This is a genomic window from Pararhizobium sp. LjRoot238, assembly GCF_964252955.1.
Classification (GTDB): domain Bacteria; phylum Pseudomonadota; class Alphaproteobacteria; order Rhizobiales; family Rhizobiaceae; genus Pararhizobium.
In genome coordinates, this window is sequence record NZ_CAXUPP020000002.1 from 520,996 (window position 1) to 534,342 (window position 13,347).

Consider the following 13,347-nt stretch of genomic DNA (forward strand, 5'->3'; position numbering starts at 1 on the left):
GTGCAAGGAGAGGGAGAGAGGGGCCGGAAAGGGTTGGTCTGGCGAGGCTCGGAGAGCGCCTGGGCAGGCTGATCCATTCCTCGCTCTCGGATAAGGTTTCTCATGAACGTGATCTCATCTCCGGCCGAAACGACGGCTGCTACGCCTCTAGTTTCCTCAGACCGCGCCAGCCGTGCGGCCCGTATTTTCGAAGCGGCCAACGTATTGCTTCCTTTCCTCGAACGGGGCCAGCCGATCGGCGCCACAGATCTTCGCAATACCCTGACGCATCCCTTCGGCGGCAGTGATGCCGAGGGCTTCTGGACCTGGAAGGATGCTTACGACGCCTGCGAGGCGGCACAGGTTCTTTTCCTCCGCAAGTTCGGGCCTGCCATTGCTGCCCGCCCGCAGGCGCAGTCCGCCCTTTCCATGCTGACGAAAGTGGCTCAACTGATCCCAACCCACACCCGCCGTTCCGACGAGAGCCAGGCGCTGCAGCAGCTTTCCACGCCCATGCCGCTCGCGTATGTCGCAGCCCGAGCCGCCGGCATCCTCGCGGACGATATCGTTCTCGAACCATCCGCCGGAACCGGCCTACTGGCGATCTTTGCCGAGCTCGCCCATGCCCGCCTGTCTCTCAACGAATATGCCGCTCTCCGCGGTTCGCTGCTGGAGCGGTTGTTTTCCGGAACGAAGGTCACGCAGTATGACGCAGCGCGCATCGACGACTATCTAGACCACTCCGTCCGCCCGACCGTCGTGTTGATGAACCCGCCGTTCTCGGCCGGCATCCATGTCGAGGGCCGGGTCGCGGACGCCGCCTGGCGGCATCTCACGTCTGCCTTTGCCCGGCTTGCGCCCGGTGGCAGGCTGGTCGCGATCACCGCATCAGGCCTCTCCCCCGACCATCCCAAATGGCGCGATGCCTTCATTCGGCTTCAGCAGCAAGGCGCTGTCGCCTTCACCGCTGCCGTTAATGGCAGCGTCTATGCCCGCCATGGCACGAGCACCGAGACGCGGCTGACGGTGATCGACAAGCTGCCGGCCATCGATCCTTCGAAGCTCGTTTCGTCGCGTGGCACAGCCCCTGATGTCGAAACGCTTCTTTCTTGGATCACCGGCCTTCCTCCCCGCTCTCTCTCGACAGTAGCGAACGCCATCGGCGCCCTTTCCGATAGCCTACTGCGCAACGTGGCGGCGAAGATGGCGGCTCGGAAGGCTTCAGGAACGATGCGTCCGGCAGTGCTGTCTGCCGATGCACGGTCTTTGGCACCCGAACGACACCCGCGTCCCGCACCCGTCATCGATGATGTCATCGAGCTTCTCTACGAGGTGCGTGACGCGGCGCCGAAACAGCATGGCGGCATCGCCGACGAGATCTACGAGACCTACCGGCTACAGTCGATCCATATTCCGGATGCCCGGCCGCATCCGGACAAGCTGGTGGAATCGATCGCCATGGCCTCGGTCGCTCCGCCGAAACCCGGCTACCGCCCGCATCTGCCAGGTCGGATTGTCACGGAAGGTCATCTGTCTGCCGCCCAGCTCGAGAGCGTGATCTATGCCGGCGAAGCCCACTCCGGCCATCTTGCCGGTTTCTGGGCCATCGACGAATCCTGGGACAATCTCAAGGCAGTTGCCGCCGATACCGATGATGCTGTCCGTTTCCGGCGGGGCTGGTTCCTTGGCGACGGCACAGGAGCCGGCAAGGGTCGCCAGGTCACCGGCATCATCCTCGACAACTGGCTGAAGGGCCGGCGCCGGCATGTCTGGATCTCCAAATCCGACAAGCTGATCGAGGACGCCCAGCGCGACTGGAGCGCTCTCGGCCAGGAAAAGCTGCTTGTCACGCCCCTGTCGCGCTTCCGCCAAGGCAAGCCGATCCGGCTGGAGGAAGGGATCCTGTTTGCCACATTCGCGACGCTTCGCACCGATGAGCGCGAGGACAAGCCCTCCCGCGTGCAACAGATCGTCGATTGGCTCGGCAAGGATTTCGACGGCGTCATCGTCTTCGACGAGGGCCACGCCATGGCCAACGCCGCCGGCGGCAAGACAGAGCGCGGCGACAAGGCGGCCTCGCAGCAGGGCAGGGCGGGGCTTCGCCTCCAGCGCGCCCTCCCCAACGCCCGCGTCGTCTACGTCTCGGCCACCGGTGCGACCGATGTCGAATCTCTCGCCTATGCCGAGCGTCTCGGTTTGTGGGGCGGGTCCGACTTTCCCCTCCCGACGAGATCGGAGTTCATCGCGGCAATCGAGGACGGCGGCGTCGCGGCAATGGAAGTCCTTGCCCGCGACCTCAAGGCTCTCGGGCTTTATGCCTCCCGTTCGCTCTCCTTCGAAGGTGTCGAATATCAGATTGTCGAACACGAGCTCACTGAAGAGCAGATCGGCATTTACGATTCTTATGCCGAGGCGTTTCAGGTCATCCACAATCATCTGGACGCGGCCATGCGAGCCTCCGGCATCACCGGCGCCAGCGGCACGCTGAACAGACAAGCCAAGGCCGCCGCCCGCTCCGCTTTCGAAAGCTCCAAACAGCGCTTCTTCAATCATCTCCTGATCTCGATGAAGACGCCGTCCCTGTTGCGGTCGATTGTTGAGGATCTGGACAAGGGTCATGCCGCCATCATCCAGGTCGTCTCTACCGGCGAGGCGCTGACGGAACGACGACTGGCGCAAATCCCGACAGAGGACTGGAATGATATCCAGGTGGATATCACGCCCCGGGAATATGTCCTCGACTATCTCGCACATTCCTTTCCGACGCAGCTCTTCGAGGAGTTTTCCGACGCAGAGGGCAACGTCAGCTCGCGTCCGGTCTACGACGGCCAGGGCAATCCTATTCAGTGCCGCGAAGCCGTTGTGCGCCGGGATGAATTGGTCGAGCGGCTCGGTAGCCTCCCGGCCGTACCGACCGCTCTCGATCAGATCGTCCAGCACTTCGGCACACGAGAGGTCGCCGAGATTACGGGCCGCTCACGCCGAATTGTGCGGAAAGAGACCGGCGGGTCGATCAGTCGCTTCGCCGTCGAGAGCCGTCCTGGTTCTGTCAACCTCGACGAGACCCGCGCCTTCATGGATGACGAGAAACGCATCCTCGTTTTCTCGGACGCTGGTGGCACCGGGCGTTCCTATCATGCCGAGCTGACGGCCAAGAACCAGCGCCTGCGTGTTCACTATCTGCTCGAAGCCGGATGGCGCGCCGATGTGGCAATCCAGGGGCTCGGCCGCAGCCATCGCACCAATCAGAAGCAGCCACCGCTATTCCGGCCGGTGACGACGAACGTGAAGGCAGAGCGGCGCTTTCTGTCGACGATCGCCCGGCGCCTCGACACGCTCGGCGCCATCACGCGCGGACAGCGGCAGACAGGCGGGCAGGGCATGTTCCGCAGCGAGGACAACCTGGAATCCCAATATGCCCGCGACGCGCTGCGCCAGTTCTACGGGCTCCTCTCTATCGGCGGCATCGAGGGTTGCTCTCTTTCGACCTTCGAAGCGATCACCGGGCTGTCGCTGACATCGGAAGAGGGTGGCCTCAAGGACGAGCTGCCACCCATCCAGACGTTTCTGAACCGCATGCTGGCGCTCACCATCGGCATGCAGAATCTGCTGTTCGAAGCCTTCGAGGAATTGCTCGCTGCGCGCATCGAAGGCGCCATCGCCGCCGGCATGTACGACAAGGGACTGGAGACGATCACCGCCGACAGCATGTCGGTGACCAATCGCCGCGCCGTCTATACACATGCGGCAACCGGCGCCCAATCGCATTTGCTGACAATCGAGGAGAAGCGGCGCAATCAGCCGATGACGCTTGCCGGCGTACAGTCGCTCGTGAAGCAGGATCCGCGGGCAAAGCTGATGATCAACGGCAAGTCCGGCCGGCCGGCTGTCATGGTGCCGACCCGGTCGATCATGCTCGACGACGGATCGGTGCAGCCGCGCGTGTCGCTGGTCCGGCCATTGGGCGAGCTTCGTTATGAAGTCCGGCAGCTCGAGGATACCAATTGGGACGAAGCGGACGAGCCCACTTTCGTGGCCGCATGGGAAGCCGAAGTTGCGAGGGTGCCGGAGTTTTCCGTCGCCACTCTGCATATCATCAGCGGCTTGCTTCTGCCGATCTGGCGCCTGCTGCCGCAGGACTTCTGCCGCGTTTACCGCCTGGAGACCGATGGTGGCGATCGCGTCGTTGGCCGCGTGATCGCACCATCGGCACTGACGACGTTATGCCGCAATCTCGGCATCGACCAGATGCAGGTCGTCACCGCCGATCAGGCGTGGGCGTCACTGGTCGATGGATCATCGATCGTTGGGCTCGCTGGCGACATGACGCTGCGTCGGGTCCGGGTGATGAATACCTATCGTCTCGAGCTCACGGGTTTCACCGATGGCATGCGTGACTGGCTGAAGGCATCAGGCCTGTTCTCGGAGATAATCGCCTGGAAGACAAGGTTCTTCGTGCCGACGACTGAAGAGGGGCCGGTGATCCTCGGCCGCCTGATGCAGCGCCATCGCCTGGTCGACGTCTCCAGCCGGTCGTGATGGAGGCATATCGATGGTGTCCGCCTCGGATCTGGCGGGCCGTCTCGCGCGCGATGCCGAGGCGGTCTGCCGCCATTATCTCTCCGCCGGGCGTCGTTCCGGCAATTACTGGATTGTCGGCGATGTCGCCAACAGCAAGGGCCGCTCGCTCTACGTCCATCTCACCGGCTCCCGCGCCGGGAAATGGACAGACGCTGCGACCGGCCAGTTTGGCGATCTGCTTGATCTTGTCCGCGAGGCCTGTGGGCTTGTCGACTTCCGCGATGTGGCTGACGAAGCTCGGCATTTCTTGAGCCTGCCACCACCCGATCCAGCGCAGTTTCGGCCGAATGGTTCAACCAGCACCGCGTCAGTCAGCCGACCGGCAGCGGAACGGGCTCGGCGCCTGTTCCAGATGACGCAGCCGATTTCGGGCACGCTTGCCGATCACTACCTGCGTCAGCGCGGCATCCTGCGGGCATCGGCGCATGGGGCGTTGCGTTACCATCCGTCCTGCTATTATGGGGATCTCGTGACCGGCAGGACGACCAGCTATCCAGCGCTGATCGCAGCCGTCACCGATGCCTCGGGCATGATCACCGGCGTTCATCGCACGTGGCTCGATCCGGATGGTGACGGAAAGGCCAAAGTCGACGACCCTCGCCGTGCCCTGGGAGGCCTTCTTGGAAATGCTGTGCGCTTTGGCATGCCGGTCGATGCACCTCTAACGGTCATGGTGGCGGGCGAAGGTCTCGAAACCATGCTGTCGCTGTCGCATGTGCTGCCCGGCATGCCGATGGTCGCCGCGCTCACTGCCAATCATCTCGCCGCCTTCCGGCTTCCGGCCGGATGCTCGCGCCTCTATATCGCCGCCGACGCCGATGCAGCGGGCCGGCACGGCATTGAGGGACTGAGCCGCCGGGCGCAGGCGCTCGGGATCTTGCCGCTCGTGCTTGCCCCCGAGCTTGGCGACTACAACGAGGATCTGCGGCGGCTGGGGCCGAACCGCATGACAGCACGGCTTCGCGAGCAGCTCGCTCCGGAAGACGCGATGGCCTTTGTGCCCGCGTGATGCTCTGGCCATCGAAGCTACGCGCGTAGGGTCTGCGGCCGTACGGCAAGGCCGGCTCCACGGAGGTGTCCTTTCCGGTAGGCGCGCGCCCGCAGGCCTGCCGAGAGGCGACCCTTACCACGCGTGGATCCGGGCCTTCAGCGGGTCAGTCAGGTTTCTTCCCCTGCCGGGCCGCAGGACGGCCCGGCATTCCTCGCGCAAGCCAAGAAACCCTCCTTGCGCCGCCCGGCGCTGCGCTGGGCCGCTTCGCTTCGCTTGCGGTTCCGGCCCGTCTCCCACGTGATCGGGATCGCCGTCAGGCCGCGAGACGCGCGGCCGCAACCGGATGGAGATCACAATGGACCTTTCCCTTCCCCCCGACGACGGCGATGAGCCACACCATGCTTCCTCGCCGACCGACCGCTTCATCTACGAGATGCAGATCTATGGCTATCGCCCGTTCCAGGACGAGCCGGACCCGCGGCCGCTTCCCGAAGAGCCGGCTGTTCAGGCGTCGCTGACCACGATCTTCGATGCCCTGTTCGAAATGCTCGGTGAAACGCGGCTGGAACCCGATCTCGAAGATCTGTTCTGGTCGACCGTCAACCTCTTCCATCGCGCCGGCGAGCGCATCCAGCGCGAACTGCAACGCAACGAGGATGCGCAGCGCACCGAACAGCGCGAGCAGGACGGCTCGGAGGTCAAAAGCGTCGAGCTGGAACGCCATATTGCTGAGGGCATCACGCTTCTGGAGCGCCGCAACAGTTTCGAGTTCATGCGGGACTTCGCCGCCGACCTGTTCGAGGCCCAGGTCGGATCGGCATGGCGCCCGCGCACCGGCTCCAAGGTTAGCCATGCCAACATGACTGCGGCGATGATCGATAGCCGCGACTTCCTGTCCGCGCGCCGCCACGCCGAGACGGAGGTGCTGATCCCTGCAGGCACCAAGATCGCTTTTGCCGGCGGCATGGACTACAACGATCACGACGCCATCTGGGATGCGCTCGATCGCGCCCACACGAAATTTCCCGACATAGTCCTACTGCACGGCGGCTCACCAAAGGGCGCCGAGCGTATCGCTGCCTGCTGGGCCGAAGCCCGCAAAGTGACCCAGATCAGCTTCAAGCCGAACTGGACGAAACACGCCAAAGCCGCCCCCTTCCGCCGCAATGACGATATGCTCTCCGTGATGCCGGCTGGCGTTGTCGTCTTTCCGGGCTCCGGCATTACCGGCAATCTCGCTGACAAGGCACGCCGGCTCGGTATCCCGGTGTGGCGCTTCGGTGGAAACGGCGCGTAACGGGCTGTGTCAAAACGCCATGCGGAGTTTTCCGCATGGTGTTTTCCGGCAGATGGTTCGACGCCTCGACTTGACCCTTGGCGATCCATCCTGTTCATTTGCGGCATGTTCACAGCATTCAACGCCGTACAGCTTCGCATTTCGCTCGACGAAATCGAGCCGGAGGTCTGGCGTCGCCTTGTTTTGCCATCTGCCTGGGATCTGGAGCAACTGCATCTTGCCATTCAGGCGGCCTTTAACTGGTGGAACTATCATCTGCACGAGTTCCGGATCGGTGGGCTGCGCTACGGCGATGTCGCACTGCTCGCAGAGGACGCCATCGAGGACGATCCTCGCGTCTTTGATTTTCGTGAGGTGCGGCTTCTCGATTTCGAGCAGGGAGCCGTCTTCAACTACGTTTATGACTTTGGCGACGGCTGGCACCATTCGGTCGTGATCGAGGAATTTGTCGCCCTTGATGCGCATCCGAAGCAGGGCATCTGTATCGAGGGCGCGCGTGCAAGGCCGCCTGAGGACGTCGGCGGCGTACCCGGATATGAACGTTTCCTGAAGATCATCGCGGACAAGACCGACCCAGAACACACAGACACCAAACGGTGGTGTGGTGGATATTTCGATCCGGGGTGGTTCGATCTCGCAATCGTTGACAAGGACGTTCGCAATGCGCTGCGCCCGAATGTCCGGCGACGGCTTCACCAGCCGAAGCCGAAGCGTACCGAGCCCGCGACTTAATAAATCGCCGTGAAACAAATCCCTGCGACGGCGTTGTTCTATGCAGCCCTCCGTGCCGAGTTGCCTAATGTGCGGATGGGGGATGCAGTCTCGTATCAAGGGCGAAGGCTTCCTGGAACTTGAGCGCATATGCACCCGCCGCCACGCTCGCCACGAAGATGAGATTCCAGCTATGCGGTGACACCGCGCTCGGTATCGCTACAAAGCGGTGTTGCCGCAGGAGATCGTCCCCGAACGCCTGCTGCCCGGCGCCCGGTATGCCTGGGCGCAGCCAGTTCGGATTGGGCACGCTTGCCGGATCGACGACATGTATGCCAGACGTGTCGGTAATGACAGCTGCTGTCAGCATGTGAGGAACGGTGTCGAGGGCGCGAAAACCTTTGTGCACAGCGACTTCGAGAACGGCCGTCGCGGGATCGACCGAGCAATAGACCGCTCGCACACCCTTGCCGTTCCAGCGGCCGCCTACCCGATAGGCACCCTCACCACTGTCCCATGTCGAAGCATAGTTGGCCTGATCGAGCCGCCAAGAGATGAGCTCGGAGCCGCCGAGTGCTATCGGCAGAGGCATCATGCATAGACGCCGTATTCAAGTCGCTCAAGATGGTCTTCGACCAGTTCGACGCCGGCGGGTGTGCCCAACAGATCGATCGGACGGCGCTGATCGAGGCCGATCGCCGGGCGCTCCAGCCATTGCTCGGCTTCCGCCTGCGTTCCGAGGACGTCCGTCGCCTTTGCCAGGATCTCCGCGAACTTCCATGCCCGTCCGCTCTGCTCCTGGCTGAGGGGTTTGGATGGAGCGTCCTTGCGGCGCTGCCAGGTCCGCAGGCTCATGCCGACGGCCTTCTCGAGGGATTCGGTCTTGCCGATGAAGACCAGTTGTCCGACGAGGTGATCGAGCGCTGAGGCCGGCAAACCGTTCAGAAGCAGTTCGTGCGCGTCGAGCGCGCTGGTCAGCCGATGCGAGAGAACACGGGAGCCGCCGAGCAGCGCCGCCACCTTCTGCAGCCCGCCGTCGCTCGCTTCCGCAAAGGTCTTATCCGCCACCGCTGCCATGAACTCCTCCTGTGTCATTTGTCGCTTTACATATGACAGTTGACGCGGAACTTTTCAAGTGCGCCTTGTGGAGACGATCCTCAGAGGTAGATCGACGTTTGATCTGTCGTCTACGCTGCGAGAACCGTGCGTGGTCTCCCGCGGCCGGGCGGCGCTCGGATGGCCATGCGGCTCTTGTCTCCGGCTTCCGGCTGCTTCGAAACCATTCCCGTTCTCATGTCGCCTTTCTAAGGGACCGGCCGCCATCAGCGTCAACCCGCAAGGGGTTCCCCTTCGCTTGGGCTTCGGTGACGCCTGCGGCTCGGCCCCTTCTTCGGGCGCCATCGGGAATGGTCCCGAGCAACCGAAGGAGCAAGTCACATGGCCACCACGATCGCAACCCTGACGCAGAAGACCGACGGCAGCCTCGAAGGCGTCTTCGCCACCATCCGGGTCAACGCCCCGATCGCCATCGTCCCGAACGCCAACAAGGCGAGCGAGGAAGCCCCGGACTACCGCATCATCCACCGCAAGACCGGCTTCGAGATCGGCGCAGGCTGGAACCGCATCGCCCGCCAGACCGGCGAGGAATACCTCTCCGTCAAGCTGGAGGCCCCCGAGATCGGCGTGATCTTCGGCAATCTCGCACCCGCCCCCGGCGGCGAGCCGAACCGCAAGGTCATCCTCTGGAACAACCCGGCCTGAGCCGGATCGCCGGCCCCAAAAGGGCCGGCGTCATTTCCGACCGAAAATCTCTCCAATCAGAGGATCCCCAATTGAGCCGCTATACGATCACCGTCACTAAAACCGTCTCCAGACACGCCGATTCCGATACCGTCTTCGGCTACGACCGCCCGCTCCAGACTTTCTTCAAGCCTTCCCTGATGAGGAAGGAGAAGACCTGGCACTCTGGCTCGGCACCGCGCCCATGAGACGCTTTCTGTCCTCAGGGCTGCGGCGATCGCGAAGGGCTACGATTTTATCCCGATGTCGTCTGGTACGCTCTGGAGGCTGCTCGACGACTGCGCGTGAGGCGCTCCGGTCTCTGCCGGAAACCATCATCGAGGATGTTCTGGCGGATGATGCCTCGACTGGACGACGCAGCGCGTCGCAAAACACGAAACCCCGGCCCGGTCCAATGCCCAGCCACTTACCTAAATGTGGAATCTTGGCCATTGCTCCATCAACACCCCTTGTAACGTCGGTTATCAGGGGTGTTGCGCATGCCGGAGATTTTTTCGGAGACGCAAAAGCCGATTGCGACTGCCTCTCCCTACCGAGGGGTGAACGTTAACTTTGTTAGAACCCTCATTGCCCGAACGCCGGCGTCGCGGCGGAGTTAGAAAACTTCTTCGCTTCGGTTCAAACAACCGAACTAGATACTGGTGGGCGACGCCGTGGCAAGAGCGAGAACGGTTTTCGTTTTAGATTCGTACAACGAGGGGCGTAAGGTCATGGACCAGGCGTTGCGCCACCATCATACGTCTCCTCTTTGTCTTCTTCATCTTCATCATGGCCGTCTGCGGGAAGCATCTCGACTGGAGCGTATGCATCCTTCTGCCGTGCATCTCTGATTGCCGCAATCTCAACAATGCCGTCTCGTGAGCGAATTGTGAGCACGAGGGGAGGCATACTAACCTTCCGAGTTCCTTCTAGGATTCCCCTCTCGGTCATTTGGGGAAACGATGAAAGGAGGTCTCTCTGCCTTTCCAGGCGTTCAACGAGTTTCCTTGCGGCGGCTGGGTTAACCTCTGCGAGTTCGGCAACCTTGCTCAAGAACCACCGTTCTGCACTTCTGGAAAGGCGAACACGAGGCATCAACCCACCCGCATACCGCGTCGATATTCGGCGGCATCGACGATTGTCCGAGCCTTCTCAAGCACATCCTCCAGATCGACGCTGTCCCCACGATCCAGTTCATCGAGGCCTTGAGCATCTCTGAGGACTTCGGCCCCTTCAGTTGCAAGGTATTGACTGAGCGCCTTCTGCATTACCCACGTGCGATCACGTTCAAGAATTCCGGCGATACGATCAAACTCCGAAACCAGCCGCGTCGGCAGCCTCAGAGAAACTTGGGATTTTTCACTGTTCAGCATGACTATCGCTCCGTAATGCAATGAATTACACTGTAACCCAAACCCAAGTGAAGTCAATGCGCCTTGGCCTCGCAGCGGCGCGATCAGCTTTGAGGGCATCCTGCTGTCTCCAAAGGAGACGATCGTCCTTAGGTTTGCTCAAGGGCTCTGTTTCAATGCATCCGGTCTTCGACCGGCAAGGCATAAAAAAACCGGCTTTCGCCGGCTTTTTCCCCTAACCGCCCGGAGTCCAAGCCTCTCAGGATGTCAGGTTAGTTGTTGATACCCAACATGGTGTTGGATAACGTCCAAGTCAACGGGCATGTGCCAGCTCTACCTGTATGGAGCCCTGCCGCTAAAACAGCGGCGGCCGACGGGCGGCCAATACCGACACTTCGCTCCGGCACCTCAATTCAACCGCCCAATTTCGACGCGACCGACAGTGTCGTGAAACTCCGTCGGTAGGCGTACAGTCTGTGACGTGCCGGATTGGAGCACACGTGCGAGGTGTCGCACGAATGATCATTTAGATTCTTCTTCTCCCTGACTGCAAGCAATGACGCGGATCTGGGCGCACCCGGCGTGCCGCCGGTCGGGCTCTATTCCGCCAGCAGAGCCGGCTCCACGAAGCCTGCTACCCGCTGTCTTCGCGCCTGACGGCGTGACGATCCCTTGCGCGGAACAAGTGGCGCTGCGCGACGATACAATTGCAGCGAGGATTGCGGTTATCCTCCGGGCGCTGCATGCTAGGCCCAAGGCGTCTGGCTAGACCATTTCACCGAGCCACTATCGATGTCACGTCCCGGTTTGCTCGTTTTGGCGAATCTCCCGCATTCTCAAATCATCCTGACGGGATATACCCCCTCTGGCGCTTTTTGCGCACCAGTTCCAGAAAATGCCATGCCGCTTCCTGCTCGGTCGAAAACACGTCGCTTTTCTCGCCGCCACGTCTGCCGATCCGGCCCCAGGCCCTTACGACCGCGATCTCACCGAACAATGTCGCCTCGATCGACAACATGTAATAGCGCGCCATGTTGCGACTGGCGTCGATGCGCTGACAATAGAATTTGAACGGGTACAGAGCCATGGACGGAAAGATCGCCGGGAAGCGCAAAGCTGTCCAACGAGACTTTTGAATCGATCATTGCCCACCGATTCACGCCGTTGATGAATGCATCCTACGCCCTGACAAGATGGGGGCACACCAATGGTGGGAAATCATTGCACGGGTGCCTCCAATTGGCGGCACGAACTGGTCCCCCGCTGTCGGCGGCGCGACCAATGATATGCCAGTTTTTCGACGGAGACTTTGGAGCTGCATCGCCACCGGGGGCGAGCGCAGGGTGCCGGGTCGCTAATACCGATCACGGCCAGCAGTTTCGACGGAGAGATCGTCGCTCAGGGGAATACGGGCTTGCGGCAATCTCGTGCGACGCGGATGCATGTTGGCGGTGACGGCGCGTCTGGCTCGCCAGTCGTCGGGTGGCGAGGAGGCATCGACCGGGATGGTGCCGATCTCATCTCCCTGGACTACTACGACCAGGCGGCGCCCGGATGGCCATGGGGCTCTTGTCTCCGGCTTCCGGCTGCTTCGAAACCATTCCCGTTCTCATGTCGCCTTTCTAAGGGACCGGCCGCCATCAGCGTCAACCCGCAAGGGGTTCCCCTTCGCTTGGGCTTCGGTGACGCCTGCGGCTCGGCCCCTTCTTCGGGCGCCATCGGGAATGGTCCCGAGCAACCGAAGGAGCAAGTCACATGGCCACCACGATCGCAACCCTGACGCAGAAAACCGACGGCAGCCTCGAAGGCGTCTTCGCCACCATCCGGGTCAACGCCCCGATCGCCATCGTCCCGAACGCCAACAAGGCGAGCGAGGAAGCCCCGGACTACCGCATCATCCACCGCAAGACCGGTTTCGAGATCGGCGCGGGCTGGAACCGCATCGCCCGCCAGACCGGCGAGGAATACCTCTCCGTCAAGCTGGAGGCACCGGAGATCGGCGTGATCTTCGGCAATCTCGCACCCGCCCCCGGCGGCGAGCCGAACCGCAAGGTCATCCTCTGGAACAACCCGGACTGAGCCGCACAACAGCCGGTCCCGGAAACGGGGCCGGCGCCCAAGCGAACCGCTAAACAGGGATCAAACGATGTCAGAAGTTCACCGCCCGTAAAGTCGGCCGCCAGTCGAGCCCATCCCGCCGCTACATCGGCAGACCGGACATATACGGTAATCCGTTCGTCATCGGGCGCGACGGACCCCGAGCCGAGGTCGTCCGGAAATACGCAGAGTGGATCGTCCGGCAGCCGCATCTCATGGCGAAGTTGCCGGATCTGGCCGGGAAGGACCTTGTCTGCTGGTGCGCGACGCTGCGGTGCCACGGTGACGTATTGCTGGATCTGGTTCAGCGAAATGTCTGCGACAAGGGCTGATTGCCAACCCGCAAACGGGTATCGAACCCGTTTGCGGGTTTCGGGGTGCCACACGAGACGTGTGGCTGTCTGCTCAGTTCGGCTGAGTCTGCCATGAGGGGATCAAGGCCTCAAGGCCGCGCGGTTAGAATGCATCTCCAGAACTGTCCTGATTGTCTCTTTACCTTAGCAATAGTCATGCAGGATGCCGCCATGTTTGCTGAGCTTGCACGGTGTCCACAGGAGGGC

Annotated in this window: 12 protein-coding genes; 7 read left to right on the forward strand and 5 right to left on the reverse strand. The window is 62.0% G+C overall.

From position 1 onward, the window contains the following. Positions 1-102 precede the first annotated feature (102 nt). The 4 genes from ACSQ3F_RS23690 to ACSQ3F_RS23705 all read left to right on the forward strand — a co-directional run bounded on the left by ACSQ3F_RS23690 (position 103) and on the right by ACSQ3F_RS23705 (position 7,580). Positions 103-4,518: a strawberry notch-like NTP hydrolase domain-containing protein gene (locus ACSQ3F_RS23690; RefSeq protein WP_436102663.1), complete on the forward strand. Its 4,416-nt coding sequence runs from the start codon at positions 103-105 to the stop codon at positions 4,516-4,518. A 13-nt stretch (positions 4,519-4,531) separates the two neighbouring features. Then, complete coding sequence (locus tag ACSQ3F_RS23695) at positions 4,532-5,569, forward strand: DUF7146 domain-containing protein (protein ID WP_436102664.1); 1,038 nt, start codon at positions 4,532-4,534, stop codon at positions 5,567-5,569. Between the two features lie 337 nt (positions 5,570-5,906). After that, the gene (locus ACSQ3F_RS23700) at positions 5,907-6,848 is read left to right on the forward strand and encodes a DUF2493 domain-containing protein (RefSeq protein WP_436102665.1); all 942 of its coding nucleotides are present in this window, start codon (positions 5,907-5,909) and stop codon (positions 6,846-6,848) included. A 105-nt stretch (positions 6,849-6,953) separates the two neighbouring features. Then, complete coding sequence (locus ACSQ3F_RS23705) at positions 6,954-7,580, forward strand: plasmid pRiA4b ORF-3 family protein (RefSeq protein WP_436102666.1); 627 nt, start codon at positions 6,954-6,956, stop codon at positions 7,578-7,580. Between the two features lie 64 nt (positions 7,581-7,644). Here the strand turns inward: ACSQ3F_RS23705 and ACSQ3F_RS23710 are convergent, their stop codons facing one another. Together ACSQ3F_RS23710 and parS are read right to left on the reverse strand one after the other, a co-directional pair. Continuing rightward, entirely contained in the window at positions 7,645-8,154 is a 510-nt protein-coding gene (locus ACSQ3F_RS23710) for an RES family NAD+ phosphorylase (protein WP_436102667.1), read from the reverse strand. Next, on the reverse strand, positions 8,151-8,636 hold the full coding sequence (parS, locus tag ACSQ3F_RS23715; protein ID WP_436102668.1) for a type II RES/Xre toxin-antitoxin system antitoxin: 486 nt from the start codon (positions 8,634-8,636) through the stop codon (positions 8,151-8,153). Before parS ends, ACSQ3F_RS23710 begins: the two co-directional genes overlap by 4 nt. 360 nt (positions 8,637-8,996) lie before the next feature. Here parS and ACSQ3F_RS23720 point away from each other — a divergent pair, with 360 nt between their 5' ends. Then, positions 8,997-9,320, forward strand: coding sequence for a DUF736 domain-containing protein (locus tag ACSQ3F_RS23720; protein WP_436102669.1), 324 nt, complete (start codon positions 8,997-8,999; stop codon positions 9,318-9,320). Positions 9,321-10,067: 747 nt separating this feature from the next. Here ACSQ3F_RS23720 and ACSQ3F_RS23725 read toward each other — a convergent pair. The 3 genes from ACSQ3F_RS23725 to ACSQ3F_RS23735 form a co-directional block, all read right to left on the reverse strand. Then, complete coding sequence (locus ACSQ3F_RS23725) at positions 10,068-10,433, reverse strand: type II toxin-antitoxin system RelE/ParE family toxin (RefSeq protein ID WP_436102670.1); 366 nt, start codon at positions 10,431-10,433, stop codon at positions 10,068-10,070. Continuing rightward, positions 10,433-10,711 (reverse strand): CopG family ribbon-helix-helix protein, encoded by a 279-nt coding sequence (locus tag ACSQ3F_RS23730; protein ID WP_436102671.1) that lies wholly within the window; start codon positions 10,709-10,711, stop codon positions 10,433-10,435. The genes ACSQ3F_RS23725 and ACSQ3F_RS23730 overlap by 1 nt, the downstream gene beginning before the upstream one ends. Positions 10,712-11,531: 820 nt before the next feature. Further along, positions 11,532-11,777, reverse strand: coding sequence for a WGR domain-containing protein (locus ACSQ3F_RS23735; RefSeq protein WP_436102672.1), 246 nt, complete (start codon positions 11,775-11,777; stop codon positions 11,532-11,534). A gap of 668 nt (positions 11,778-12,445) precedes the next feature. On the opposite strand from ACSQ3F_RS23735, the gene ACSQ3F_RS23740 reads away from it, so the two are divergent. Next, the gene (locus ACSQ3F_RS23740; protein ID WP_436102673.1) at positions 12,446-12,769 is read left to right on the forward strand and encodes a DUF736 domain-containing protein; all 324 of its coding nucleotides are present in this window, start codon (positions 12,446-12,448) and stop codon (positions 12,767-12,769) included. A 59-nt stretch (positions 12,770-12,828) separates the two neighbouring features. Beyond that, on the forward strand, positions 12,829-13,119 hold the full coding sequence (locus tag ACSQ3F_RS23745) for a DUF4326 domain-containing protein (RefSeq protein ID WP_436102842.1): 291 nt from the start codon (positions 12,829-12,831) through the stop codon (positions 13,117-13,119). The last annotated feature ends 228 nt before the right edge of the window (positions 13,120-13,347 follow it).